Annotated in this window: 20 protein-coding genes; 9 read left to right on the top strand and 11 right to left on the bottom strand. The window is 71.5% G+C overall.

Annotation, left to right across the window (positions count from 1 at the left end; genetic code table 11):
• Window positions 1-55 precede the first annotated feature (55 nt).
• On the bottom strand, window positions 56-988 hold the full coding sequence (locus tag AC1DWP_RS13490) for a DNA-3-methyladenine glycosylase family protein (RefSeq protein WP_477614987.1): 933 nt from the start codon (window positions 986-988) through the stop codon (window positions 56-58).
• An 89-nt stretch (window positions 989-1077) separates the two neighbouring features.
• Here AC1DWP_RS13490 and AC1DWP_RS13485 point away from each other — a divergent pair, with 89 nt between their 5' ends.
• Complete coding sequence (locus tag AC1DWP_RS13485) at window positions 1078-1779, top strand: DUF3105 domain-containing protein (protein WP_477614986.1); 702 nt, start codon at window positions 1078-1080, stop codon at window positions 1777-1779.
• A 101-nt stretch (window positions 1780-1880) separates the two neighbouring features.
• On the opposite strand, the gene AC1DWP_RS13480 is transcribed toward AC1DWP_RS13485, so the two are convergent.
• The 5 genes from AC1DWP_RS13480 to AC1DWP_RS13460 all read right to left on the bottom strand — a co-directional run bounded on the left by AC1DWP_RS13480 (window position 1881) and on the right by AC1DWP_RS13460 (window position 8077).
• Complete coding sequence (locus AC1DWP_RS13480) at window positions 1881-2684, bottom strand: class I SAM-dependent methyltransferase (protein ID WP_477614985.1); 804 nt, start codon at window positions 2682-2684, stop codon at window positions 1881-1883.
• Complete coding sequence (locus tag AC1DWP_RS13475; protein WP_477614984.1) at window positions 2681-3718, bottom strand: lysylphosphatidylglycerol synthase transmembrane domain-containing protein; 1038 nt, start codon at window positions 3716-3718, stop codon at window positions 2681-2683. Before AC1DWP_RS13475 ends, AC1DWP_RS13480 begins: the two co-directional genes overlap by 4 nt.
• 18 nt (window positions 3719-3736) lie before the next feature.
• Entirely contained in the window at window positions 3737-5665 is a 1929-nt protein-coding gene (locus tag AC1DWP_RS13470) for a glycosyltransferase family 4 protein (protein WP_477614983.1), read from the bottom strand.
• Window positions 5666-5804: 139 nt separating this feature from the next.
• On the bottom strand, window positions 5805-6959 hold the full coding sequence (locus AC1DWP_RS13465; protein ID WP_477614982.1) for a glycosyltransferase family 2 protein: 1155 nt from the start codon (window positions 6957-6959) through the stop codon (window positions 5805-5807).
• A gap of 146 nt (window positions 6960-7105) precedes the next feature.
• Window positions 7106-8077 (bottom strand): hypothetical protein, encoded by a 972-nt coding sequence (locus tag AC1DWP_RS13460; RefSeq protein ID WP_477614981.1) that lies wholly within the window; start codon window positions 8075-8077, stop codon window positions 7106-7108.
• 163 nt (window positions 8078-8240) lie between these two features.
• On the opposite strand from AC1DWP_RS13460, the gene AC1DWP_RS13455 reads away from it, so the two are divergent.
• Entirely contained in the window at window positions 8241-9032 is a 792-nt protein-coding gene (locus tag AC1DWP_RS13455) for an inositol monophosphatase family protein (RefSeq protein WP_477614980.1), read from the top strand.
• Window positions 9033-9154: 122 nt separating this feature from the next.
• On the opposite strand, the gene AC1DWP_RS13450 is transcribed toward AC1DWP_RS13455, so the two are convergent.
• Window positions 9155-10318 carry a GNAT family N-acetyltransferase gene (locus AC1DWP_RS13450; RefSeq protein WP_477614979.1) on the bottom strand — a complete coding sequence of 388 codons (1164 nt, stop codon included), beginning with the start codon at window positions 10316-10318 and terminating at the stop codon, window positions 9155-9157.
• A gap of 55 nt (window positions 10319-10373) precedes the next feature.
• Here AC1DWP_RS13450 and AC1DWP_RS13445 point away from each other — a divergent pair, with 55 nt between their 5' ends.
• Window positions 10374-10682, top strand: coding sequence for a hypothetical protein (locus AC1DWP_RS13445; protein WP_477614978.1), 309 nt, complete (start codon window positions 10374-10376; stop codon window positions 10680-10682).
• 12 nt (window positions 10683-10694) lie between these two features.
• Here AC1DWP_RS13445 and AC1DWP_RS13440 read toward each other — a convergent pair whose 3' ends face one another.
• Entirely contained in the window at window positions 10695-12809 is a 2115-nt protein-coding gene (locus tag AC1DWP_RS13440; RefSeq protein ID WP_477614977.1) for a hypothetical protein, read from the bottom strand.
• A gap of 132 nt (window positions 12810-12941) precedes the next feature.
• On the opposite strand from AC1DWP_RS13440, the gene AC1DWP_RS13435 reads away from it, so the two are divergent.
• Together AC1DWP_RS13435 and AC1DWP_RS13430 are read left to right on the top strand one after the other, a co-directional pair.
• Window positions 12942-13373, top strand: coding sequence for an FAD synthase family protein (locus AC1DWP_RS13435; protein ID WP_477614976.1), 432 nt, complete (start codon window positions 12942-12944; stop codon window positions 13371-13373).
• Window positions 13373-14107, top strand: coding sequence for a TIGR03089 family protein (locus AC1DWP_RS13430; protein WP_477614975.1), 735 nt, complete (start codon window positions 13373-13375; stop codon window positions 14105-14107). Before AC1DWP_RS13435 ends, AC1DWP_RS13430 begins: the two co-directional genes overlap by 1 nt.
• 6 nt (window positions 14108-14113) lie before the next feature.
• Here AC1DWP_RS13430 and AC1DWP_RS13425 read toward each other — a convergent pair whose 3' ends face one another.
• Window positions 14114-15775, bottom strand: a complete 1662-nt coding sequence (locus AC1DWP_RS13425) for a peptidoglycan-binding domain-containing protein (RefSeq protein ID WP_477614974.1) — start codon at window positions 15773-15775, stop codon at window positions 14114-14116.
• A 325-nt stretch (window positions 15776-16100) separates the two neighbouring features.
• Here AC1DWP_RS13425 and AC1DWP_RS13420 point away from each other — a divergent pair, with 325 nt between their 5' ends.
• The 3 genes from AC1DWP_RS13420 to AC1DWP_RS13410 all read left to right on the top strand — a co-directional run bounded on the left by AC1DWP_RS13420 (window position 16101) and on the right by AC1DWP_RS13410 (window position 20090).
• Complete coding sequence (locus AC1DWP_RS13420) at window positions 16101-16904, top strand: CoA transferase subunit A (protein ID WP_477614973.1); 804 nt, start codon at window positions 16101-16103, stop codon at window positions 16902-16904.
• A 1-nt stretch (window position 16905) separates the two neighbouring features.
• Window positions 16906-17544: a CoA transferase subunit B gene (locus tag AC1DWP_RS13415; RefSeq protein WP_477614972.1), complete on the top strand. Its 639-nt coding sequence runs from the start codon at window positions 16906-16908 to the stop codon at window positions 17542-17544.
• 140 nt (window positions 17545-17684) lie between these two features.
• Entirely contained in the window at window positions 17685-20090 is a 2406-nt protein-coding gene (locus AC1DWP_RS13410) for a hypothetical protein (RefSeq protein WP_477614971.1), read from the top strand.
• A gap of 61 nt (window positions 20091-20151) precedes the next feature.
• Here the strand turns inward: AC1DWP_RS13410 and AC1DWP_RS13405 are convergent, their stop codons facing one another.
• The gene (locus AC1DWP_RS13405) at window positions 20152-22179 is read right to left on the bottom strand and encodes a SpoIID/LytB domain-containing protein (RefSeq protein ID WP_477614970.1); all 2028 of its coding nucleotides are present in this window, start codon (window positions 22177-22179) and stop codon (window positions 20152-20154) included.
• A gap of 11 nt (window positions 22180-22190) precedes the next feature.
• On the bottom strand, window positions 22191-24986 hold the full coding sequence (locus AC1DWP_RS13400) for an FG-GAP-like repeat-containing protein (RefSeq protein ID WP_477614969.1): 2796 nt from the start codon (window positions 24984-24986) through the stop codon (window positions 22191-22193).
• Between the two features lie 286 nt (window positions 24987-25272).
• Between AC1DWP_RS13400 and AC1DWP_RS13395 the strand changes: the two genes are divergently transcribed.
• Window positions 25273-26706, top strand: coding sequence for a lipopolysaccharide biosynthesis protein (locus AC1DWP_RS13395; protein WP_477614968.1), 1434 nt, complete (start codon window positions 25273-25275; stop codon window positions 26704-26706).
• Window positions 26707-26762 lie beyond the last annotated feature (56 nt).

Below are 26762 nucleotides of genomic sequence, written 5' to 3'. Positions count from 1 at the left end.
CAACAAGTCCGGGCGCGGAGGTGTCCCGGCGCGGAGGTGTCCCGGGGCGGAGGGGTCAGCGACGGGTGGGCAGATGGGTTCGCGGCGCCATCCGCGGGCCACGCCGGGGCCGGCTGGCCCCGGACAGCTCGAGGAGGTGCTGCACCCGGTAGCGGTGGCCGCGGTAGGGCTCGAGCAGCTCGGCCAGCACCTCGTCGTCGCGGACCTCTCCGAGCAGGGCCCAGGTGAGGTCCTTGGCCACGTGGTAGTCGCCGAAGCTCACGGCGTCGGGGTCGCCGAGCGCCCGCTGGGCCACCTCGGCAGCGGTCCACACCCCCACGCCCGGCACCGAGCGAAGTCGTCGGCGGGCCTCAGCCAGGGGCAACGAGGCACTCTCCTCCAACCGGCCGGCCACCCGCGCCGCCCGCACCACCGTCGCGGACCGGGCGCCGTCGACCGAAGCGCCCAGCCACTCCCAGGACGGGATGCCCGCCCACTCCTGGGCCGTCGGCGCCACCCACAGCCGCCGCTCCTCCCCCGGCCCGGGCGCGCGGGAGCCGAACCGGTGGACGAGCCTGCGGTAGCCCCCGAAGGCCTCCTGCCCGGTGACCTTCTGCTCGATCGCCGCCGGCACCAACGCGTGCATCACCAGCCCGGAGCGCGGCACGTGCCACGCGGCATACCTCTTCCACGCAGTGGCCACCTGCGGGTGGTGCGCCACGAAGTCGCTGTCGTCGTCATCCCCACCGAGGAGCGCAGGCACCTGGTCGAGGGCCCACTGGGCGCCGTCGCCCCACGCCGTCGCGACGACCTCACCGACGTCGCCGCGCTGAACCAGCCGCAGCGTCGCGGTCCCCGAGGGCGTGGGAAGGCCGAGCCACCAGCCCTCACCGCGGTCGGGCTGGAACGTCGGATCGGCGCCACCACGACGGAATGCCGAGACGATCAGGCCGACCGACGTCGGGCGCCCGGGCCGCCAGACACGGGTCGTCTCGGCCGTCGGGGACATGCCGTCAGTCTTGCGCGTAGGGGTGACAGGGTCCGCAGGCGGGCCACGTAGACTCTGCGGGTCCCGACCCCGAACCACCCGAGGAACCCGTGGCAAACAAGCGCGTGAGCCAGGACCGCAAGGCCCGACTGGCCGAGATCCAGAACCAGCAGAAGGCGAAGGAACGCAAGGTCGTCGCCGGCATCGTCGTCGGCTGCCTCGTCCTGCTCGCGGGTCTCACGGGGGTCGTCCTCTACGCGATCAACGACGCCAAGGCGAAGCAGCTGCCCAACCTGGGAGCCTCGGTTGCCGCCGCCAAGTGCGACCCGGTCACGACCGACGCGAACGCCGGTTCGGGTGAGCACGTCGGTCCGGGCACGCAGAAGCCCGACGAGACCTCGGTGAAGTACGCCACCATACCGCCGAGCAACGGCCCGCACTTCGTCAGCCCCGACGTCAGCGGCCGCGACTTCTACACCGCGACCGACCGCCCCGTCCTCGAGACCCTGGTCCACAACCTCGAGCACGGCTACACCATCCTCTGGTACGACGGCGCCAAGGTGAAGGACACCACCCTCCTCAAGGACATCGCCGACCAGGGCAACAAGCTGACCGACTCGAGCGGCAAGTTCAAGGTCGTCGAGTGGGACGCCAGCCGTGGCGCCTTCCCCGCTGACAAGCCGTACGCCCTCGTCCACTGGGCCAAGGACGCCGGTCACCGCCAGCTCTGCGGGGACATCTCCGGCCAGGTCGTCGTCGACTTCGTCAAGAAGTTCCCCAAGGACGACACCCAGGAGCCGGGCGCGCAGTAACGGCCCAGCAGGCCGCAAGCCCACCCACCACCTCGGTATGCCGCCCACTGGCCTCAGTGGGCGGCGTACCGGCGTCGGGTGGCGCGGGTTGGAGAGAACCGTCAGAGGTGGACGGGGCTGACGCGCAGCGCCGGGCCCGAGGGTGAGGCGTCCTTGAAGGCGGCCCAGATGTAGGTCGGGGCCATCGGCGCTGCCCTCTCGAGCAGCGGCGCGGGAACGCGCGACACCCACTGCGGTATCTGGTCCGTGCCCGCGAAGGCACGGCTGTCGGCCAGCACCGGCAGGGTGTAGTCCCACACGTCGAAGGCGCCGAACAGCCGGCGCAGCCCTGCTCGGGAGTAGTAGTGCTCGTAGTAGTGCTCGCCCCGCCGGGTGAGCCGCATGTAGCGGTCGGCGGCGCCCTGCGGCAGCCACGACAGGAACGGCAGCTTGTAGTGCGGCTCGACCACCTGGTGACGGTGCCCGATGCCGAGGTAGAGGACGCCGGTGGGACTGAGCACGCGGTGGATGTCGGCGACGACCGACTCGGGGTCGACGACGTGCTCGTAGATGTGGTTGAACACCACGACGTCCATCGAGCCGTCCTCGAAGGGCAGGGCCTCACCACGGGCGAGGCTGAACTCGACCCGCTCGCCGAAGCGCTCACGGGCGGCCACCAGCCCGGGCTCGTCGATGTCGACGCCGGTGGTGTGCGCGCCTGCCAGGGCGAGCTCGTCGGCGATGAAACCCGCCGAGCAGCCGACGTCGAGGGCACGCAGCCCGGCCAGGTCGTCGCGGCCCAGGGCGTGCCGGACGACAGCCAGGATCTTCTGGGCCTTCTGCCGCCGCTTCCGCTCGTCGAGCATGGCGTCCATGAGCTCGGAGTAGGCGAGCTGCTCCTCGCGTCCGGTGGCCTCGCCGCTCATGACCGGGCCTGCCTCGGGCCGGGCGCCTGCTCCTCGGGTGCACCGTCGGCGGCAACGTCCACGGCGGGGTCGACGACGATGTGGTCGTGTTCGCGTTCCTGGGCGGAGGTCAACAGGTGGTGCGATCGCGCGTAGGCCCAGCCGAGCAGGGCGAAGAGGACGTCGGCCGCCACCGTGAGGAACCGCGAGATCACCACGACCGCCGTCGCCGCTGAGGTCGAGGTGACCGGCGCGAGGATGAGCACCATCACTCCCTCGCGGACGCCCACGCCGGCGGGCAGGATGACGCTGAACATCGCCAGTGACGATGCCAGCGCGAAGCCCGACAAGGTCGCGAGCACCAGCTGGCCGCTCTCGTAGTCGGTGCTCGTGGCACGTGCGAGGACGAGCACGTGCAGGCCGGAGCACACCCACGCGCCGATGAACAGCAGCGTCGCCGACAGCACGGCGCGGCCCGAGAGCTCCCGCTCCAGGGGCTCGCGCCGCAGGATCCTCAGGACTGTCGCGATGGCCCAGTTGAGCAGCCGCGGCCACAGCACGACGGCCAACAGGGGCATGGCGAGCAGCACCATCCAGCCCGTTGCCGCCGCCGAGTCGTCCCGGGTGATGAGCAGGGGCAGGGCCGGGACGCCGACGATCAGTCCGCAGATCGCCGCGATCGCGACCGTCACGAACGCCACCACGGCCGAGCGGCGGCGGGGGATGTGCAGCCTCGCGCCGATCTCGGCCTGCGCGACGATGCTCCACACGGCACCAGGCACGTACTTGCCGAGCTGGCCGACGAAGAACACCCCGCCCGCGGGCGCGACGTGCAGCGGCGACCCGAGGTCGGCCAGCAGGATGCGCCACCCCAGCACAGTGAGCAGCGGGGGCAGGCAGACCAGCAGCGCTGCGAGCGCGAAGGACCCCGCGTCGATCCGGTCGATGTCGGCCGACACGGCTCGCCAGTTGCGCGCCACGGCGATCGACACAGCCGCGACGACGAGCAGTGCCAACAGGATTCGCAACAGGGTGAACACGCGGGATCGGGTCATCGTGGGCTCTCCGTCATGTCAGCGTCTTCGCAGAGTGAGACGAAGCAACCCGTATGCCGCGTCGGTGCGGGTGGAGGTGTCGGACGCCATCCGCATGCGTCCGGCGAGGTCGCCGTCGAGGTCGCCGACGAGCACGAACCCGAAGTCGTGGGAGCGGGCCAGGACAGCACGGACGTCGGCGGGGCCCAGCGCACCCTCGGCTCCGGAGTGACCGATCGGCAGGGTCACGCAGAGCAGACCGCCGGACTTCAGTGCCCAGGACGCCTGGCTCATCGCTTCGTCGATGTCGTCGGCGTCGCAGCCTCCCGGGTGCAACCGCACGATGACGTCGAGCGACGCGGTGTCGACGTCGAGGACCTCGACCGACGACCGACGACCGGTGAGCTCGAGCTCGACGGGCACGAACCCGATGGCTCGGGCCCACTTGGACAAGGGCGAGCGGCTGCCCGACTCGTCGACGATGACGGCGCTGCGGCGGCCGTCGTCGCGGACCCGGACGATGGCAGCCAGAGCGCCCAGGGCTGCCCAGGCCGCGATCGCGTCGCTGCACCGGGGCAGTCCGAGGCTGCGGGCGAAGGCTTTAGCCTCGTCGGCATCGTGGCCGTCGGCGAGGATGTCTGAGGCGTGGACCCATTCGGGCAGGTCGCCACGGCCGAGCTCCACCTCGGGACGCGAGGCGGCGATGACGGTGCGCGCGACGCTCGCCGCCCGGTGCCTCAGGTGCCCGACGACGGCGGCCGCCCCGGTGGCCGTGGGCTCGGCCCCCGGCTCGGACCCCGGCTCGTCAGCCTCGGCGGCCGGTTCGACGGCGGCGAGGGCCTCGATCGTCCCGACGTACCGCGCCCACGGCCCGGAGAGGTCGGGAGGACGGACCTGCGCGCGCAGCCGGTCCGTGCAGCCGGGTTCCGCGAGGCGCTGGAGGGCTTCGACGAGCGCCTTCTTGTCCCCCGGCGGCACCAGCAACCCGTCGACACCGTCGCGCACCTGACCGCCGAACGTGCCGACGTCGGAGGCCAGGATCGGCAGTCCGTGGTGCTGGCCGAGCAGGGCGTTCTGCGATGCCGTGGCACTGCGGTAGGTCAGCGTCAGGACGTCGTGGGTCGCCAGCAGCGGCGCCAGCCGGTCGGCCGGCACGTAGCCGCCGTGGACCTCGACCCGGTCGCGCAGCCGAGGATCCTGGGCAAGCTCCTTGACGCGCTCGCCGCTGGTGCCCCACATCTCGCCGGCCACGGTCAGGGTCGGTCCGGGCACCTCCGCGAGCGCCTCCATGAGCAGGTCGACACCCTTGTAGTCGCGGACCATCCCCAGCGCCAGCAGGCGTGGCGGGCCGTCGTGGGAGGCTCGCTCCACTGGTGCGCCACCGGGCAGGTGCGGGGGGAGGTCGGTGACCGAGACTCGCGGCGCGCCGAGCTCGTAGGCGATCCTTGCTTGCGAATCACTGTGCACGAGAACGGAATCCACGCGTTCGAAGAAGCGTTGCATCAGCTCACGGTCGCCCAGGTGCGTCTCGTGCGGCAGCACGTTGTGGGCGATCACGACGGTGCGTGGCCCCGCATGGGCAACGCCCCGCTGGGCGTTGCGACGACCGACGCCGGCCGCCCTCAGCAGTGCCAGGTGGGCGGGGACGACTGCCGGGATGACGTGCACGACGACCACGACGTCGAAGGTGCGCAGCCGACGCCCGGTGCGAACCCACGTGTCGGGACGGGCCCAGCTCAGGGCGCGGACGGTGCGGGGAAAAGGCTCGACGTCGGGGGCGCCGCCGGGGACGGCCTGCTCACCGGGATACAGCTTGGAGGGGTAGAGGTGCGACCAGGACACGAGCGTGACGTCGTGACCGGCCTCGGCCAGCTCGTGCGCCAGGCTCGTCGTGTGGGACGCGACCCCGCCCTTGTAGGGGTGGGTGGGCCCGACGACCGCGACCCTGAGCGCGGCGCTGGGGGTCACCGGACTCGCCCAGCAGGACTGCCCGCCGGACGTCCCGGCAGAGGTCCCGCCAGACGGACGCCCGGTGCCGGCTCGCCGGCCGACCGCGCGCCCTCGCGTGGCGTCACGCTGGCCGGCAACGCGGCATACCGGGCCGTGCTCACACGCCCGTCCGGGAACGCACGACGAGGTCGGACAGCAGCGCGAGCGAGCCGATCATGATGCCGCTGACGATGAGCAGCACGGTGCTCGCCGGGAAGTAGAACGGGTGCCGCACCATGTCCACGATGCCCTTGAGCAACCCGATGACGATGAGCCACAGGGCCGGCGGCATGAGCACCTTGAGCGGGTCGAAGTACATGACCATCCGCAGCACCTGAAGGATGTAGCGGTAGGCGTCGCGGACGAAGTGGAACTTGCTGACGCCTGCGCGCTTGGCATAGCTGGTCGGAACGTACTTGATGTCGTGCTGGTTGCTCAGGAACGCCAGCGTGATCGTCGTGACGCAGCTGAATCCGGGTGGCAGCAGGCGCAGGTAGGGCAGGGACACCTCGCGCCGGAACGCCCGCAGCCCGCTGTTGAGGTCGGGGATCGTCTGGTTGGTGAGCTTCTCGGCGATCTTGCGGATCAGCCACTTCGCCGGGATCCGGGCCCACTTGTGGGTGCCCTCCTCGGTGGTCCGGGCGCCGACGACCTGGTCGTAGGAGTCGTCGTCGCGCAGGATCCGGACCAGCTCGGGGATGCGCTCGTTCTCGTAGGTCATGTCGGCGTCGGTCCACACGACGATCTCGCCGTGGGCCTGCTGGGTGCCGATGCGGCGGGCGGTGCCGCTGCCGCCGTTGCGGCGGAACGGCATCACGCGGAGGTTCGCGTAGTCGCGACCGGCGCGCTGGAGCACTTCGAGGGTGTCGTCGGTGGAGGCGTCGTCGATGCAGAGCACTTCGTACGTGAACTCGCTGGCGTTCATCGCCTCGGTGATCCGGTCGATCTCCTTGAGGACGTGCGCAGCCTCGTTGAAGCACGGCAGGACGATGGTGACGTACGGCTTGCCGTGGCCGGGTTCGCCGGGCAGGGCGGCAGGCGCCGGCTCACGTGCCGGGAGGTATGCCGCGTCGGCCGGGTGCACGGGCAGGTCACCCACCGGGGTGGTGGGGGCCACCTGCTGACCGGTGCTGACCAGCTCCGTCGCGGGGGCGCTGACCTGCTGGGGCGCGACGGGCATGCGCTCCGTGGCGGGGCTGTGGGCCTGCTCGGGGTCGGTGGGAATGCGCTCCGTGGCGGGGGCGACTGGACCGGTGCTGGGGTGCTCGCTCATCTCGCGAGGAGCCTACCCGTCGGAAACCTCCCCCGTGCTCCCCGTCGTTGTTCCCGCCTGCGGCGGTGCGCCAGTCCGCGACTCTGAAGGATTCTCCGGATCTGGGTCCGGAGCGTCCTTCAGAGTCGCGGGCCGCCAGGCAACGGTCAGCGGACCGGGACCGTGCAGCCGTTCCGCCGGCAAGGTCGCGGCCGGCCCGGCCAGCCGCGGGCCCGGAGGATCGCCCCGATGTCGACGGCGGTGTCACAGGGCGTGACCGCCACATCGGCCCAGAAGACCCTCGTGGTGGCGCGCGCCCTGGAAAGCAGCTGGCGATCGCGGCGTCCGTCCTTCACCCGGTCCGCCCACCGCTCGTGCCCCAACCGACCGTCGACCTCGACGAGCAGGCCGTAGTCCTCGTACGCGTTGTCATGGAACCGTCGACGACCGACGTCCGAGAGTGCCTGGCGCGCAGCGACGGGCAGACGGTGGGCGCGCTCGACGTCACGGACGTAGAGCACCTCGGCACCACTCTGGGCGCCGTCCTCGACGTCAGCCAGAGCGGGACCGAGGACGCGGCTGTGGCGATGACCCTGACGCATGGCCAGCTCGGCCCGGAGCTGGCCGACCGTGACGACCTCCTTCTGCACCGCGCGGGCGACGGTCGACAGCGCGTCGACGACGGTCCCTGTGGCCGCCACGTCCAGGAGGGTGGCAGGGAGCGTTGTCCGCCACGGGTATGCGCGTTCGTCGACGAGATCCTCCCAACGCACCGAACGGCGCACCCGCAGAGTCGGACCCGAGGCGATGGCCCGCTCGTAGGGAACGACCACCTCGGTGACCGTTGGTGGCCTGCTCTCCAAGCCCCAGAGGTAGAGGGCGGAGCGACCACAGAAGGCTGCATCGGCGGCTGGCGCGCCGGACAGGCACCGCAGCAGGTCAGCAGTCGCAGTGACGTGCCAGTCGTCCCGGCCGGGCTTGGTGAGGAACACGCCCTGGCGCAGCCGGACCCACCTCCCCGATGTGACGCGCCACTGCACCGCGTCGTCCGTCATGCCTACTGCCAGGCACTGCCGACGGGTCAGCAGGTCGTACTGGCGGTTCGCGTGCTGGCGCAGCGTTGACCAGTCGATCGGCATCCGCCCACTGTGGCCGCTCGGCGGTGGCGGGCGGTCGGCTGTCCACAGCCCCGCGACTCTGAAGGATCGTCCGGGGCTGGGTCCGGAGGATCCTTCAGAGTCGCGGGATCCCAGTCGTGGACCGGTTGCCCACCCGGGGCTCCGGTGTGGAACGGTGGGACCCGTGGACACCCAACAGGTGCTTGACCTGATGAAGACCGTCGCAGCCGAGGTCATCACGCCGCGGTTCCGGGCGCTGGCCGACGGCGAGGTGATGGAGAAGAACCCCGGTGACCTCGTCACCATCGCCGACCACGAGTCCGAGGCGATCCTCACCCGCGAGCTCTCGGCGGCCTTCCCCGGCGCGTTCGTCCTCGGCGAGGAGCGCACCTCGGCCGACCCGACGACTCTCGACCGCTACGTCGGGGCGGAGCACGCCTTCACGGTCGACCCGGTCGACGGCACCAAGAACTTCGTCCACGGCTCCCCCGACCACGCCGTCATGGTCAGCGAAGTCGTCCGTGGCGAAACGGTGCGTGCCTGGATCCTGCAGCCCGAGCACGAGGTCGCGTGGGTCGCCGAGAAGGGAGCCGGCGTCTACCGCAACGGCGAACGCGTCACCCGCGAGCCGGTGGAGGACGGCGTCCCCCCGCACGGCGTCACCTCGATCTGGCCGCTGCGCGGTCACTCGCTCGGTCGGCTGCCGGCACTGGTCGGCTCGTGGGTCTGCTGCGGCGTCGACTACCCCCGCCTGATGGAGGGGGCGACCGACTACATCCTCTACGCCCGCAACAGCCCGTGGGACCACGCACCTGGTTCGCTGATGGTCACCGAGGCCGGCGGTTTCGTCGGTCACACTGACGGAACGCCTTACGCACCAACGGTTCTCACGCCGGGAATCATCGTGGCTGCGGACAAGGGCACGTATGCCGCCGTCCGACGCCATGCCGCCGACGCCTTCGCGAAGCGCAGCTGACCGGAACGGACCAGGACGGGTTCGCCGGGCCGTCGCGAGGGAGCCTCAGGAGCCGGCCTCAAGGCCGGCCTCAGGAGCCGGCCTCAGGAGCCGGCCTCAGAAGCCGGCCTCAGAAGCCGGCCTCAGAAGTAGTCGGTCAGGTAGGCCGTGGACGTCGCGAACACGGCGTCCACCAGCTCGGCCAGCGCGGGGTCGACGTCGGCGGCCAGCCCGGCAGCCGTGACGGCTGCGAGCGGCCTACCGGCGTACAGCGCCGCCAGTCCGCGGCCCGTCACTCGTAGCGCCGGACGGTCGGCCTGCGGGGCGTGCTCCACCATGGCCCGGCCGTCCGCGACGGTGAGGCGCCAGGCTCCCGTGTTCGTGACGGCTTCCGGATCCTCCACTGCCAGCGTGAGACCCGCCTCGACACGGGCGGGGTAGCCGCGCGCCGACAGGGCGGGTGCGACGTCGAGCACCCGCAGCATCCACGCGTGCTGCTCCACCTCGTGACCCGCCTCCTCGGGCAGCAGCCAGAAGAGCGGATCGTCCGGCGAGAGATAGGCATGCACCGTCCTGGCCACCGACGACCCGGAGCCCACCACGGCCCACAGGCTGCGCAGGGTGGTCTGCGTCGCACCCCACAGGAAGTGGACGAGGAGGTCGGTGCCGTGCCAGCCGTACACGACCACACCGTCCTCAGCGCGGTAGACGAACGTCTCGGGGTCGGTCACCCGGCGCTGCCATTCGCTCTCGGACCACAGCAGCGGCCCGCTGGCACGCCCCTGTCGCAGCGCCGTCGCGCACAGCTCGCGCAGGGCAGGGACGTCCTCGGTCCCTGCCTTTCGCAACCGCGTGTCTCCACCGAGGGTCCGCAGCTGGGCTGCGTTCAGCGCGTAGCGGCTCTGCGTCCCAGCCAGCTCCCAGCCGAGGTGGCGGTAGACCGGGATCGTGGCTGGATACAGCGCCGAGAGGGGTTCGCCCCGCGTGACCGCCTGCTCGACCAGCCCCCGCATGAGCCGAGTCCCCACCCCGCGGCCGCGGAACTCGGGCAGCACGGTGATCCCGGCCATCCCGGCCATGGGTACCAACCTCCCGTGCCAGACCTGTTCGAACCCGCGCACCTTGCCGCAGCCCGCCATCAGGCCCCCGTCGAAGACACCGAACTGCCGGCCTTCGGCGATCAGCTCCGCGTTGACGGCGCGCCACCTCTGCGCGCCCGAGCCCGACATGGGTCCGAAAGCCCTGACCCGCACGTCCTGCATCGCATCGAGGTCTGACTCGGTCAGCGGGCGGAAGTCGAGGCTCACGGTGTCGAGGCTAGCGATCGGGCGAGGCGCGGCGCAGGGTCTTAGGCTCCATCGCATGGCGAGCGACCGCGACTGGGACCACGAGGAGGTATGCCGTGTGGTCGCGCTCCGCGGCGACGTCAACGCTCTCGGCGGGGCCGTGACCACCGCGCTCTGTGGGCACTGGGAGCACGATGGTCCGTGCCGCTGGCCCCATCACACGACGAGCACGAGGGCCGGTGACGAGGTGGTGGTCGCCACCGTGCGGTTCGATGCCGAGCAGCCTGAGGAACAGCAGGTCCGCGCGCTGATCCGGGAGGCGCTGGCAGGGGGAAGCCTGGTGGGCCCGGATGGCACGACCACCACGTGGCGGCTCGCCCCCTGAGGCGCATACTGCTCAGCCGAGCCGGCCGAGCCAGACCTGGATCGGCAGCGGCACCAAGGAGTCAGGGCGTTGTTCGAGCAGCCGGGCGTCCTCCTCGACCCGCGCGTCGACCGCCACCACGGCAGAGGTCAGCCCCAGCCGGCTGAGCGCCTCGGTCGAGTCGGCTGCCACGAGGACCAGCCGTCCCCCGCGGGCGTCGACGGCGCCTCGGACCTGGTCGACGGCCGCGGCCAGGCGGGCTGGGTCGTTGCGCAGCGCCGACGTCGTCGACAGGGCGGCCACGCCGCAGTAGCCGCGCAGCACCTGGGGCCACTCGTTCGCCGCCCGCGAGTCGACCATGAGGGCGACATCGCCAGGTCGCAGGGCCGCGCACACGTGGTCGACGGCCGCCCACTCGCCGTGTTCCACCCGCTCGTCCGCGTGCGGCCACGTGGCGAGACCGGTGGGAACCAGCAGGGCCAGGGCGACGCCGATGCTCACGGCGACGTTCACGGCATACGGGAGCCGGCGGGTGGACCAGCGAGACACCACGGCGGCGCAGGCGACGGTGAGCAGGACGACCGTGGGCAGGGCGATCACGAGGCGTCGGTCCGCCCACGGGTGGTCGGGGGTGATGCCCGGCCGGTAGAGGGTGAGCAGGCTGGAGCCGATCCCGACGACGGCCGGTCCTGTCCAGCCCGGCAGCTCTCGGCCGTCGACCCAGGCCGACGCGGCCCGGTGCGCGAGCACCCCTGCCGCAACCAGCGCGAGGCCGAGCGCGGCAGGACCGAGCCACCATGACAGCCACACGACGGTCTGCTCGGCGTAGGTGCGGCCTCCGTCGACGGGCAGCCCCTGACGCGCCTGGAGCCCCGCGACGACGCGAGCCCCTGGGTCCGCAGCGGACTGACGCACGACCTGCCACCACGGGCGGCTGGCCAGCACGAGTCCCACCACCACGACGCCGCCGGCCAGGACGCGCGGCAACCAGGCCTGGATGAGGGCGGGCATGGCCCAGCCCCGTCGGGCACCGTGGAGCAGGAGAGCGCCGAGGACGCATACCGCAGCCCCGAGTGCCACGAGCGGAAGCAGCGAAGCGGCAATGCTGCCGAGGTACTCGCTCGACGTCAGCCAGGTGAGCCCGAGGGCGACCGTCCCGGAGACGGCTGTGGCCACGCCGAGCACCCGGGCATGAGCCTGCCGCTGCAGGGCTGCCAGGACCACGACCGGCACGACCAGGACGACCTCGCGCAGGGCGTCGACCCGGATGAGGACCGCCCCGCCCATGAGCACACCGGCGACGAGGGCCGTACGGCGCGAGACGACCACGTCGGGCACAGCGGCGCTCCGTGCGGCCAGCACCATCGTCAGGAGCCCGGCAGCCAGCACGGGCAGGGCCACCGGTTCGGAGTAGGTCGCGCGGGCGACATGGACCAGCGGGAAGAGCAGCGCCGTGCCCAGTGCCGCGAGCGGGCCCCACCGGGGGCCGACGATGGTCGAGGCCAGCAAGCCGACGCCCAGCACGGTGAGGCCGAACAGGATGGCCGGCGCCCAGGCCAGGGCGGCCGGACCCCCGACCCACCAGGCGACGGAGTACCAGGCAGAGGCCCCGATCGGGAACTGTGGCTGGATGCTGGGGTCCTGGGGGGTCCCGGTCGCATAGAAGGCCGGACTCGCCAGGGTGATGCCGTCGATGGCCAGCACGTCGGCTCCCCCGACGGACTCGGGCGGGACCGCGATGGGTCGCGCGTGCCCGGACGCGAGCTGGACCGCCGACTGGAGGTAGGAGCCCGAGTCGCGCCTGGGGAGCACCTGCTCCGAGTGCGTGACCCCGGCCCAGACCATGGCGGCCAGCGACAACACCACGAGCACGGTGGCCGACCACACCGGGAGCGGACGCACCGGCACGAGCGACGTGGCGAGCGCCGAAGCGACCGCCAGCACCAGCAGAACGGGGATGGCGACCACCGGTGACCACAGCCCGCCGAGGGCGAGCAGGGCCGCAGCGACCGATCCGAGCACCAGCACCAGACCCGACCAGACGACGGTGCGGGTGACGAACCAGCCGCCCCACGCCTCGCCCCGGAGGAGCGGGAGGTCGCCGGGGTCTGGGGCATACGGGTAGCTGCGGGACTCGCGGCTGCTCACGGTCGGCAACGCTACTGCTCCCGTGTCCGCAACCTGTGCACCGGTGGGGGCCCATCGGCGCGCGCCCGCTGCGGTCGTCAGGGGTGGACGAGGATGCGAGCCCAGCACGGGTCTCGCGATAACCTCACCGCCATGCCTGCTGCCGACAGCGCCGAGGACGACGCCACCCCCCGCACCGTGATCACCTTCGGGACCTTCGACGTCCTCCACGTCGGTCACATCCGGATCCTCAAACGGGCCGCCTCGCTCGGTGACCGACTGGTCGTGGGCGTCTCTGCCGATGCGCTCAACGAGGCCAAGAAGGGTCGCGCACCGGTGTTCTCCCAGGACGAGCGGGTGGAGATCATCAGCAGCCTGAAGTTCGTCGACGCGGTCTTCATCGAGGAGAGCCTCGAGCTGAAGCGCGACTACATCATCGAGCACCGGGCCGACGTCCTCGCCATGGGAGACGACTGGAAGGGACGCTTCGACTTCGTCTCGGACCTGTGCGAGGTCGTCTACTTCCCGCGCACCCCGTCGGTGTCCACGACCGAGCTCATCGAGCACATCGCCAACACGGCCTGATGGCGCCCACACCCGGGGAGGTCCTCGCGGCGTTGCTGGGCTCGGACCCGGCCGGCCCGCGGGTCACCTTCTACGACGACACCCCGGGACCCACCCAGGGTGAGCGCATCGAGCTGAGCGCCAAGGTGCTCGCCAACTGGGTCAACAAGGCCGCCAACGCGTTGCAGGAGGAGTGGGACGTCGCTCCCGGCTCGCGGGTGCGCCTCGCTCTGCCGCCACACTGGCGCTCCCTCTACTGGGCGCTCGCCGTCTGGTCCGTGGGCGCGACGGTCGTCCTCGACGACGAGACGTCGGACGACACCTCCGATGACCCGAACGACCTGGTGGTGACCGACGACCTCGCCGTGGCCGCGGCCAGGTCCGGCCCCACCGTCCTCGTCACCCTGGCCGCCCTCGCGCGGAGCGCCAGCCAACCGGTCCCTCTCGGGGCCATGGACGAGGCACGCGAGCTGTCCACGTATGCCGACCAGTTCAGCCCGTGGGAGGAGCCGGCTCCCAGCGACGTGGCGCTGAGCGACAAGGGAACTGACACGGCATACGAAGATGTTGTGCCGCAACGGGACTGGGCCCGAGGCGTCCGCGTGCACACCTCCACGGACGACCTCCGGACAGTGCTGGAGCTGGCGCTCGCGGCCTGGGCGTCCGGCGGCTCGGTGGTGCTCTCACGAGGCCCGGAGCCGGCGTCAGGTCGCGCTGGGAGGCTGGCGTCGGAAGGCGTCACCCTGGAGCTCTAGGGAGCCCTAGCGGCGACGCAGCTCCGCCTCGAGCGCCTGCCACGTCAGCGTCGCCACCACGCCGGTCCGAGCCAGCTTGGCCCGCCCCTGCAGGGCCTTGACGGCCGCCTCGTCGCTGGAGCCCAACGTTCCGTCCGCGGGGATCCGCAGGGCCTTCTGCAGCGCCGTGACCGCAGCCCCACGCGAGCCGACCCGCAGCACCGTGCCGTAGTAGGCCCGCAACGGGTAGTCGCGGTTCTCCAGTGCCTGCCAGACCTTGACGTCCACCACCCCGGTCTGTGGCAGGTGCCGGGCCTTCTGGAAGGCCTTGACCGCAGCGGAGGTGCGCGCCCCGAAGGCACCGTCGACGGAGAGACCGCCGAGGGCACGTTGCAGGGTCTTGACCGCCGCGCCCCGGGAGCCCGCCTTGAGGACGGTCGAGACGAGGGCGGTGTAGGGGGTGGCGACGCGCGGGGACGAGGTGCTCCGCGATGCCGTCGCGGTCGTCGCGGTCGTCGTCATGAGCGCGGCCCAGGTGGTGGGGCCGACGATGCCGGTCGCCGGAAGGTTGCGCCGGGTCTGGAACGCCTTGACGGCCGCGTGGGTCTTCGGTCCGAACGCCCCGTCGGGCGGCGTGACGCCGAGCGCCTTCTGCAGGGCCACGACGGCGTGGCCCGTGGTGCCCTGCGCCAGGGTGAGCTTCGCGTAGGGAGCGAGCGGGCTGGCGGGCGTCGACGTCGGCGGCTTCGCCGGTGTCGTCGGGGTGGTCGGCGTGGTCGGCGTGCTGGGGGTGGTCGGCTGGGTGGGCGTGGTCGCTGCGCCGCGAGCCGGGATCAGCTTGAGGGCGACCATCTTCGCCCAGGTGGCCAGGTCCAGCTGCCCCGTCACCTTGACCCCGTTCTTGCCCTGCCAGACGCTCAGCGCGGCTGCCGTCTTGGGCCCGAACACCCCGTCAGGTGTGGTCCCGATGACCTTCTGCGCCAAGGCGACGTCGGGGCCCGTCGCTCCCGGCATGAGCACCGAGTAGACGGCCGACGGCGGCTGGGGTGGAGTCGTGGGCTTGGGCGTCGAGGACGGCCCGGGGTCGACCGTGGTCAGCGCCTTGCCCGTCCACCACGACGTGCGGCCGTAGGCGCCGTCCCAGGAGAAGGAGAAATGGATGTGGTCGGTGTGCGGGACCGGTCCGGTGTAGGTGGCCCATCCCCTGGCGGGGTCGTAGGCGCGCCACATCTTGTGGTTCCAGATGATGTACATGATCCCGAACCGGCGGGCCATCGCGCCCGGACGACCCTGGGCGTCCGGTGCCGACAGCCACTGGGTCACTGCGTCGGCAACAGCCTTCTCGTTCGGCTTGTTGACGCTGAGCATCCAGTCCCAGGCACGCCCTTCGGAGTGCTCGGTGAGGCCGCTGTTGCAGTTGCGGACGATGCCCCAGTCCGCGCTGCCGAGCCTGTAGTGGCCCGCCATGAGCTTCGCGAAGGATACGACCCCGGGCTTGGCGTTGGGGTCGCACAGCCGCTGCGCCTGGTACGGCGAGGCGATGTCCAGCGCCGGGGGGAGCACCTTGGTCGGCGGCTTCGGCGTCGTCACCGACGTCACCGACGTCGCGGCATCCGCGGTCGCCGCGCCGACGGGCACGGTGAGCACCGGGATGGCCAGGACTCCAAGGGCACGCACGACACGCGACACGGAACACTCCAGAGGGGGATGGCGCCTCGGATCCCGAGCCGCGGTGACGAATTGGACACCAGCCCCAGGGGTCACTTCCTGAGCAGGCAGGACATTTGTCCCACCAGTGCACAGCCGTCACAAGGGCCTCTGGAGAACTACAACCACGGAATTCGTTCCCCCCTCCCCCGATCGGCTGATGGCCACAGCCGGCACGGGCCGGCACGGGCCGCCCTGTGCGGGCACGCGGGTGCGCCGGCCCATGTGGGGGCACCACGCGGCATACCCGGAACGGTGGGGAGGGACCACGCAGGGCGACCGAAGCCCTCCGGCTAGAGTCCACGCCATGGACAAAGTCGTCTCCACCGCGGCCGCAGCCATCGACGGGATCGTCGACGGCTCCTCCCTCTCGGTGGGCGGGTTCGGGCTGTGCGGCATCCCGAGCGTGCTCATCGCGGCGATCCACGATGCGGGGGTGACCGGACTCGAAGCCATCTCCAACAACTGCGGCGTCGACGACTGGGGCCTGGGCATCCTGCTCAAGGACAAGCGGATCGCCCGGATGGTGTCCTCCTACGTCGGGGAGAACAAGGAGTTCGAGCGCCAGTACCTCTCGGGCGAGCTCGAGGTGGAGCTGACGCCCCAGGGCACGCTCGCGGAGCGGCTGCGTGCGGGAGGCTCGGGCATCCCGGCCTTCTACACCGTGACCGGCGCCGGCACCCAGGTCGCCGACGGCGGACTCCCTTGGCTGTATGCCGCGGACGGCACCGTCGCGAAGGCCTCGCCTCCCAAGGAGGTCAAGGTGTTCGAGGTCGACGGCGTCGAGAAGGAGTTCGTCCTGGAGCGTGCCATCGTCGCGGACTTCGGGCTGGTCAGGGCCTGGAAGGGCGACCGCCACGGCAACCTCGTCTTCAACCAGAGTGCCCGCAACTTCAACCCGCTGGCCGCGATGGCCGGCCGGGTCACGATCGCCGAGGTCGAGGAGCTGGTCGAGCCGGGCGAGCTCGACCCCGACCAGGTCCACCTGCCCGGGATCTACGTGCACCGGGTGCTGCCGCTGACGGCCGACCAGGCCAGGGACAAGCGCATCGAGCGCCGCACCGTCCGCCCCGCGACCGACACCAGCCAGACGACCGCGCAGGAGGCCTGAGATGGCACTGACCCGTGAGCAGATGGCCGCCCGTGCGGCCGCGGAGCTGTCCGACGGCTCCTACGTCAACCTCGGCATCGGCCTGCCGACCTTGGTCCCCAACTACGTCCCCGACGACGTCGAGATCGTCCTCCAGTCCGAGAACGGCATCTTGGGCGTCGGCGCGTATCCCGTTGACGGACAAGAGGATCCGGACCTGATCAACGCCGGCAAGGAGACCGTCACCCTGCGTCGCGGGTCGTCGTTCTTCGACTCCGCGACGAGCTTCGGGATGATCCGCGGCGGCAAGGTCGACGCGGCCATCCTCGGCGCCATGCAGGTCTCCGCCAAGGGCGACATCGCGAACTGGATGATCCCCGGCAAGATGGTCAAGGGAATGGGCGGCGCGATGGACCTGGTCCACGGCGCCAAGCGGGTCATCGTGCTGATGGAGCACAACGCCAAGGACGGGTCCTACAAGATCGTCGACGAGTGCTCGCTGCCCTACACCGGTCGCGGGGTCGTGCAGCGGATCATCACCGACCTGTGCGTCTTCGACGTCACGGCAGACGGCCTCGTGCTGCGCGAGCTCGCCGACGGTGTCACCGAGGACGAGGTCCGGGAGAAGACCGAGCCCGACTTCGTCTCCGGCCTGGCGTGAGCGACGGGACGGCCTCGTCAGCCCAGGGGGTGTCCGGCGGGTCGTCCTCCGTCCTTCAGGCTGCGCCCAACGGCGCGGTGGATACTCAGGACGTGTTTGTCCGAGCCAGAGCGCAGCCCATTCGTCGTCTCCTCCTGGGAGTGGGGCTGGCGCTCCCCCTCGCCGGCTTCGCCTGGGCTCAGGTGGCGACCGGTGTGGACCTCGGCACGGTCCTGCGCTGGCTGGGGATCTTCGTCGGGACCGTCATGCTTCCGGGTCTTGCCGTGGCCCGGGCGGCGCGCCACCGACCCGCCGCCCTCCTCGACGACGTGGCGTGGTCGACACCCATCGGTCTGGCGATCACCCTGCTCGGATGGCTGGCAGGACAAGCGCTCGGTCGGCCGGTCCACCCGGCGTGGGGGGCCGCGGTAGCCCTCGCGGTCGTCCTCGCGTTCCCCCTCACCCGCCGGAGGCTGCTCGGGCGACCTGCGCCGGGCTGGGGCCTTGGCGCCGGCGTCGTCGTGGTGGGGTCGATGCTGGTCACGCTGCTGTGGACCGCGACGACGCTGCTGGCCGCGGTCCCGGTCCGACCCTCCGGCCCGGGGTTCGCCTACACACCTGACTCGGTGTTCCAGGTCGCCATGACGGGCGAGCTCACCCGGGGCGTCTCGCCGTCGTACCCGATGGTCGCCGGCGCTTCCAGCAGCTACCACTGGTTCTTCCACGCGGCGTCCGCCCATCTCGGCCAGGGCTTGGACACGGCGACGGTGGTGACCCGGCTGTTTCCCGTGTGCCTCATGCTCGCCCTGGTCCTCATCACGGCCTCGGTCGCGCGCCAGATCGCCGGACGCAGCTCGGCAGCAGCGATCGCCGCCCTCCTGGTCGGCGTGGTGGGCAACACCCTGACCACCGCCTGGGTCCAGCCGACCGGCATCGCGGGCCGGTACGACGCGGACGGAGGGGGCCTGACCCCGGACCCCCTCCGGCTCTACTGGCAGGTCAGCCCGACCCAGACGATGAGCTGGGTCGCCGGCGTCGCCTGTCTGGGACTGGCGATCGAGATCTTCCGGGCGACCGGCAGCCGCTGGGTCCAAACGCTGGGGGGCCTCACCGTGATGTCCCTGGTCGCCGCGGGGTCGAAGTCGTCGGTACCTCCGGTCATCATCTGCGGACTTGCGGGAGCGGCGGCATACGGCCTCGTCCGTCGCGAGAGGTCGTGGGTGCTGCGAGGCGCCTCGGCAGCCGCCGTCACCGCAGCCACCTGGGTCTTCGCCATGGTGTTCGTCTACCCGGGGGGGTCCTACGGACTGCGGCTGCAGCCCGGCGTCCACGCGTCCTTCCTGGTGGGCCTGATGATGCCGGACCTCGCCACCTGGGACGCACAGAACCGCGCGGTGGCGGCCAGCCTTCCCGTCGCCCTGGCGGCGGCAGCCGTGGCGACGCTGCCCCTCCTGCCCCGGCTGGCCGGGCTGTGGTGGCTCAGCCGACTTCGACCTCAGGACCCGGCCGGGATCCTCTGCAGCGGGGTGGTCCTCGCCGGCCTCGCGGGAACGTTCCTGACCCGCCACCCGGGGCAGAGCGAGGTGTTCTTCATCGTGGGGGCCTACCCGTTGGGGCTGGCGGGGTCCGCAGCAGGATTCTCCGACGCCCTGGCCCGCTGGGCCAGGGCAGGTGTGCGGCAGACGGTCGTCGTCATGACGGCGACCGCCGTGGCTGCCGTCGCGGCGACAGCGGCCGTGACGGACTGGGCCGGGCTGCGTTCGCCCCTCGCGGTCTGGCGCTCGACGAGGCCACCGGGCGGACACCGGCTCGGCTTCGGGGTAGCCGTGTCCGACCAGGTCCTCGCGTGGGGTGGCCCCATCCTGGCGCTGGCTGGCCTCCTGACCGTGATCACCGCCGTGGTGGTGCTCGCGGCACGCCCTCCCCGGACGGGCCCCCCTCAGCCGGTCCTCGGGCGCCTCGCCACGGTCTTCGCCTTCGCGCTCGTCGCCTGCGGCTTGGTGCCGACCTGGCTCGCGGTCACGGGCGCCCATCACCAGTCCCCGGACGAGCGCCGGCACACGTGGGAGAGGAGCGCCGTCGCCCGAAAGGCGAGCCTGACCACGGCGGCCTTCATCGAGGGCGCGCAGCGCATCCACGCTGCCGCGCACCCTGACGACGTGGTCGCCACCAACCACGTGTGCGCCCAGCAGTGGCGGATCATCACCAGGACGAGGCTCTGCAACCCCACCGACTTCACGGTCGCGGCCTACACCGGTCTGCGCGTCGACGTCAGCGGGTGGGCCTACGCCGACCGCTCCCTTGCCCACGCTTGGGAGACAACCGGTGGGTACTCACGGATGCCCTTCTGGGACCCCGCAAGGCTGCGGTCCGAGCAGGCCCTCATCACGGCGCCGAGTCAGGCCCTCGCCACCGCGGCCTGGTCCCGGGGGGTGCGCTGGGTCCTGGCCGACGAGGCCACGGGTCCGGTCTCGCCTCGCCTGGCGGAGTACGGGACCGTTGTCTACGACCACGGCGGAGTCACCGTCGTGCACCTCCGGGCGCCGCAGGCGCAACCCGCCGGCTGAACCCGCGCACTGTCGCCGACGCCGCCGACAGCCGCCGACTGTCGCCGACGGTCGCCGACAGTCAGCGCAGGATCGTCATGGTGGAGACGTCGCCTGACACGCTCAGGCGGACACCGAACGTCCCGTCTCCCTTGCCGGGGTACAACCAGGTCTTGCCCGTGTTGTCGCGGGCGAGCAGGTCGGCTCCGCCGCCACCGTTCACGTCGCCCACCGCCACGAGGTCGGTCATCGCGTTCCAGCCGCCGCCGGCATTGGTGCGACCCGTGATCCGACCGGCACCGTCGAACTTGTAGGTCCAGAGCACACCACTCGCGTCGCGAGCCCAGAGGTCGGCCCGTCCGTCGCGGTTCGCGTCCGCCGCCCCGACGATGATGCCGAAGGGGTTGAAGTTCCCCCCGAGGCTCGTGCGTGACGAGGCCACGCCGCAGGCACCGTTGCCGGCGTACAGCCACAGCGTGCCGGTGGCGGGGTCGAGCCCCACGATGTCGCTGCGCCCGTCGGAGGTCACGTCGCCGACGCCGGTGATCCGGTCCAGGGTCGCCGGGACGTTGGTCAGCTCGGTGCGGGTCCCGAGGGTTCCGGTCTGGGGAACCGGGTAGCACCACAAGCGGTCGGCGGCGTCCCGGGCGATCAGGTCGCCCGAGCCGTTGCCGTTGAGGTCGCCAGCAAATCCGAGGAGCTTCATCGTGCTCCAGCCGGTCCCCATCGTCGTGGGCGCGCTGAGCGCGGTTCCGGTCAGCGTCATCCGCGAGAGCGTGCCGCTGGCGGTGCGGCCGAACACGCTCGCCTTGCCGTTGGCCGTGGTGTCCCTGCGCAGGAAGTCACCATTGGTCACGGTGAACCACTCCGACTTGAGGCCGAGCCGGCTGCGCAGCTCGTCCCAGGGCAGCGTGGCCGTCCCACTGCTGCCCACCAGGGTCACGCCGCGGATGCGGCCACCCCACTCCCCGTGCCCGTCCCGGGTGACGACCACGCTGTGGAGGGTCCCGATGGCGGGGCGGGCGTTCTGCAGGTCGGTGCGCAGCGTCGTGTCAGAGACGGTCCAGGAGTTGGCGTTGTTGGCCACCACCCCGTCGTACGGGTCGGCCTTGGCAACCAAGTAGGGAACGCTTCCCGCTGCCATCCACCCGCCGTTGGCAGCCGAGAACTGCGTGAAGGCCACATAGTGCTGGTAGGCGATCATCACTCCCGTGGTGGCCTTCACGGCTGCGTCCGCGTTGGGATGGGTCCTCGTGCTGGTCAGGGTGCCGCTGGCGCTGTAGTCGGCGTAGCCGAAGTAGACCTGGCACGACGTCGTGTCGCAGACGTCGTAGAGGGAGCTCGTGGCGTGCTGCTGCTCATACGCCGCATAGGTCCGGGCCGCGACTGACTGGCTTCGCAACGCCGCCGCCGGCCAGGACGCGGGCATCTCGTTGGGGACGACGCCGCGCAGGTACCTCTCCATGGAGGTCGCATTGACCGTGACGAGCGAGGATCCGCTCAGCGTCCCCTGGACCCGGTCCGGGTAGTCGCGCAGCGTGCCGTCGGTCCGCTCGACGCGAACGGTGGTGGCTGTCGGGTTCACGAAGCCGGGCGTGCCGGTCAGGCCCCTGTAGGAGCTGCCCGTGCTCCACACCCCACCCGCGCGCCACTGGAGGTCGAGCGCACCGGCAGTGACCAGCAGTCTCCACCGGTCGACGGGCTGGCTCGCCGTACCGCCCCCCAGGGCGAGGACCTTGCTGCCGATGACGAACTTCAGACCCGGTCGCATGGCGACGGTGAGGCTGGAGGTTGACACCCCGCTCAGGCGGGCGCGGAGCGGTCCGGGAGCGGTGGTGACCTGAGCGGTACCCGGGTAGTAGAAGGCCAGGATCTGCTGGTGGGTCAGACCCTTCGTGGCCGCGCCGTAGGCGCCCCACTGCGACATGCCGTGGCCGTGGCCGTAGCCGTGGCCCGAGATCAAGGACGGACCCGTCAGAGGGATGGGCAGGGCCTCGGCACCGGCAGACCCGGCGGACGCCAGCACCGCGGCGCCGGTGAGGGCGACGAGCGCACCGGACGCCCAGCCACGACGCCTCCCCACCAACGGCATGCGCAGCACTCTCCTCATGGCTTCCATGGTCACCCCAGTTCCTGTCCTGCGCCAAGGCCGCCCGAGAGCGGCATCCGTCCGGCATGCAGCGTGCCATCGCCTCTGCCTGCATAGAGCCACAGTCGCCCGGAGCTCCCCGCCGCCATGATGTCTGCTGCGCCGTCCCCGTTGTAGTCGCCCACGCCGAGGATCTGGGTCAGATCCGTCTGACCGGACCGCAGCACAGTGAAGTCGAACAGGGGGTTGGGGCCCGAACCGCGGAAGAGCTGGAGCGTGCCGTCCGAGCGGAGGGCGACGACATCGCCGTTCGCGTCGGCATTGAAGGCGCCGACTCCTGCGAGGCTCACGACGTCCCCCCAGCCCTGTTCGAGCTCCTCGACCCGCGGCATGGTGAAGTCGCGCTTGAACGAGTACCGCAGGGTGAGCCCGGCTTTCGTGATGACCAGGACGTCAGGGATTCCGTCGTAGTCCTGGTCGCCCGCTGCGGCGATCTGACGCATCGCCGCCCACCCCCGGGCACCGACCATGACCGGCGCACCGAACCCTCCGCCGCTTCGGCCGGGCAGCGCCTGCAGCGCGTCGCCCACCCGGACCACGGCGTCGACGTAGCCGTCGCCGTTGACGTCACCCACCAGCTGGACAAGGTCCGTTCCGGTCGGGGCCTCGAAGGTCGAGGCCACGCGGAGGTCCCTGAGGCCGGTACCGGGGTAGACGCGCAGGCTGCCGTTGGAGACCGTGGTTGCGACACCGAGGAGGTCCGGGTGGCCATCGCCGGTGAAGTCCACGCCGCTGGTCATCTGCGCCATGCTGTTCCATCCGCTGCCCCACCGGTTCCACCGCGCGGAGGGATTGCTCCCGTCGCCGTAGTACACCCGCATCGCACCACTCGGCTCGCGGCCGAAGATGTCGCCGTGCCCGTCGCCGTCGAGATCGCCCGCCGCGAAGACAGCGGTCAAGCCGCCCCACCCGGCGGCCAGCCGCTCGAGCGTGCCGAGGTGTCCGCGACCGTCCCCCGGCGCCAGCACGAGGGCGCCGTCGCTGACACGCACGGCGAGGAGGTCAGGGTGACCGTCACCCGTGACGTCGCCGGCGCCGCTGACGTAGCGGTAGGCACCCCACCCACTGGCCACGACCGTACGCGCAGTGAAGGTGCCCTTCCCGGTCCCCGGGTAGAGCACCAGCTGCCCCGTGCTGCTGATGGCCATGAGGTCCGCGTGGCCATCGCCGTTCTGGTCGCCTGCCGCGATGAGCGACCGGACGGAGTTCCAGCCGCTGCCGGTGGAGGTCATCCTCGCGATCCCGCCACGGCCATCGCCGCTGTAGATGCGCAGGTTGCCGGCCCCGGGGTACTGGGCCACGATGTCGGGCCGGCCGTCTCCCGTGAAGTCGGGCGACAGGGTCGCGAGCCTCACGGTGTTCCAGCTGCTGCCCAGGGTGCGCTGGGAGGTGAACGGGTTCGTGGTGGCCGAGGTCAGCAGCGTCACCGAGCCAAGTGCCGCCCCAGTCACCGCCGACGCGTGCGTCAACAGGTCAGCCTGCCCCGCCCGGTCGACGTCTCGCGACAGCCTCGTGGTCGCAAGGCTCCCCATGCGAGCGGCAACGTTCCTGCGAAGGGTGGGGAGCAGGGCATACAGCTTGGCGCCCGGACACTCGGTACTGACCGCGTCGCGGTGCCCGGAGATGCGGTTGAAGTACTTGTCCTTGGCGAACACGGTGCCCGTGGCCGGCATACCGTCGAGAGACATCTTCCAGGCGATGACGTTCGTGAGTGCCGTGGTCACGGCGGGGGGCACCGCGACGGTGTTGTAGTCCCCGATGACGCTGGTGCCGAAGGACCAGGAGTTGTACCCCAACGTGTGGGCACCGATGACGGCCTTGTCCACCCCGCCGTAGCGGCCCTCCCACGTCCGACCGAACTTGTCGACGAGGAAGTTGTAGCCGATGTCGGACCAGCCGTTGCCCTTCACGTGGTAGGCGTAGATACCCCGGATGATCGCCGGGACCTGCGCCTGCGAGTAGGTGTTGGAGCCAGCCGTGTGGTGCACGAAGGCGACGTGCGCCTGGGAGTACCCGGGGCTGCCCTGACGGATCGACTCGTCGGCTCCCCACTGTGCCCGCGTGTAGATGGTGGGCTTGGCTGTCGCCGCAACGGCCCCACCCGCCGGCGTGGTTCCCACGCCGGCGTCCGCATCGGACGTGCCCGGGTCGACGACCGTCAGCGACAGGCTCGTGGGGACGGTTGCGTCTGAGCTGAGCACGCGCGCCTGCACCTGGTCGCCCTGAACCACGAACGGGTCGCTGCCGGCCCGGAGCCCGCGTGCGGCCTCGGCCGTGCCCGGGTCAGGACCGTGGTCCGCCTCGGCATGCACCTCTTCCCAGGCTCCCCACACTCCTTCGCGCTCTACCCGGAGCTCGACGTGGTCGCCCCTCGCGAGATCGCCGGGCCGCCAGGTCACGCCGGCGACCGCCAGACCCGACCGCACTGCGGCAGGGTCGCTGAGGCCGCCAGCCGTGGCCCTGGCCAGCTCGCCCGCGCCTCCAGGGCTACCGGCGTCACGAGGGTCACCAGGGCCGGGCACGGCACGGCGGTCGTCGAAGCTCGAGCGGGCACCGGGGGCGGACTGCGCCCGCTCCAGCGCACTGCGTGGTGCCACCCGGAGGGAGTGCACCTGCGTGGTGGCCCTGACCTGGTGCGGCGTGGGGTGGCGTCCGAGGTCGACGAGGCCAGTGAGGCCCGGGGTCATCAGGGGCGCGGCCGCGGCGGTCGAGAAGATGGCCAGGAGCGCGGCGGGCGTGACGGTGGTCCGGCGTGTCTTCGCGGTCAACACGGCAGGGGCTCTCAGACGTCAGAGGGGATTTACAGTCCTCACACGGTGCACCAAAGGCAGGCGCAATGCCACACAAACGCACCAACTTCCCCACTGGCACCACAGATCGTTACCCACCCGCAACCCCCAGTCCGCCTGACGCGGCTGCGGTGTGGAACGTCGCCTAGGCTGCTGGCGCCGGCGCTGGACTGCCCAGGGCTGCAGTTCGACTCGACGCCCATGCGAACCGGAGCACTGATGAGCCACCCCCCTTCCACGCCCAGCTCACCACGGGGGTCCCACCGTGTCTGAGCCGGCCGGGGAGGCAGAGATCCGCTCCCCCGGCGCCGACGCGTCGCGGAGCGTTCTGGGCCGGGGACTGATCTACACGGTCGGCGCAGCGGCCCCGATCCTGAGCAATGCCGTGGTCACTCCGGCCGTCACGCGCAGCGTGGGCTCTCAGGCCTACGGTGCGGTCGCCACCGCACTGGTCATCATCCAGGTGGGGATGATCGTCGCCGGCCTCGGCCTCGCCGCCGCAATCATGAGGCACGGCATACTCGAGCGCACCGGCATCGAAGGCGCGCGAAGCCTCCTGCTCAGGGGCGCCCTCGCCTCAGCGGTCCTCTGCGGGATCGGGGCCGCCGCGGCCCCCTGGGCCCACCACGCCTTCGCCCTGCAGGAACCGGCCGTCCTGGCGCTCGCGCTGGCCGCCTCTGCGGGCTTCGCGACGGTGGTCAACGTGCAGTCCTATCTGCGCGTCATCGACCGCCCTGGCCTGTTCGTGTCCTTGTCCCTCACGAGTGCCCTGGGCGGGCCCGTGCTCGGCCTGCTGCTGGTGCGGCTGGTCGCCCGGACGGCGGAGGCCTACATCACGGGGCTGGCCCTGGGCCTCGTGGTGTCGGGCCTGGTCGGGCTCGCGATCGCTGTCCGCGACGGACACCTGCATCACGAGAAGGGTGACACCCGGCGAGCCCTGCGCATCGGACTGCCCACGGTGCCGCACCAGGTCGCGATCTTCCTGGCCAGCGGCGCACTCGTGCTGGTGGCGGGACGCGTGTTCGACAGTACGCAGGCGGGTCGACTGCAGCTGGCGGTGCTCATCGGTTCCGCGCCCGGCATCGTCTCCGCTTCGCTCAACAACGCCTGGGCCCCCATCGTCTACCGGGCACAGGAGAGTGACCGGGCAGACGTCCTCGAGCACACCGGCCAGAACATCGCCTTCCTGACCGCCCTGGCCGCGGGGTTCGTCGCATGCGCTGCACCGTTCCTCCTCGCGATGGTCGCGCCGCCCTCCTACGACCCCGGAGCACTGACGGCCGCCGTGGGCGTGGTGGCGGCGGGAACGGTTCTCTCGGTTCCCTACCTGTGCAACGTGCACCTGGTCTTCGTCTCCGGTCGGATCGGCGGCTTGGCCTTCGTGACGCCGTTCAGCCTCGTCGTGGGGACCCTGGCCGCCTGGGTGGGCGCCCAGGCCTTCGGCTTGTCGGGGATCGGCGTGGGTATGCCGGTCACTTACTCCCTCATGGCCCTCGGCACGGGAGTGCTGGCGCGGATGGTCTCGAGCACCCGCTGGCACTACCGGGTGCTCGTGACTCCCACTCTGCTCGGTTTCGCCCTGTGCGCGCTCGGCGCCGTCCTGCCGACCACGGGCGCGGCCATGATCGCCCGGCTCGTTCTCACCGCCGGCACGGTGGGACTCAGCCTGCTCGTCTTCCGCCGCGCGTTCACCTCCTGACGCTCGGGCGAGCGTGCCTGGCCACGCCGGTGGCAGGACGCGACGCGGCGTCATGG

Source organism: Pedococcus sp. P2_F6, assembly GCF_056403675.1.
Note: the sequence above shows the minus strand (reverse complement) of the source record. Positions and strands in the feature narration are given on the sequence as shown.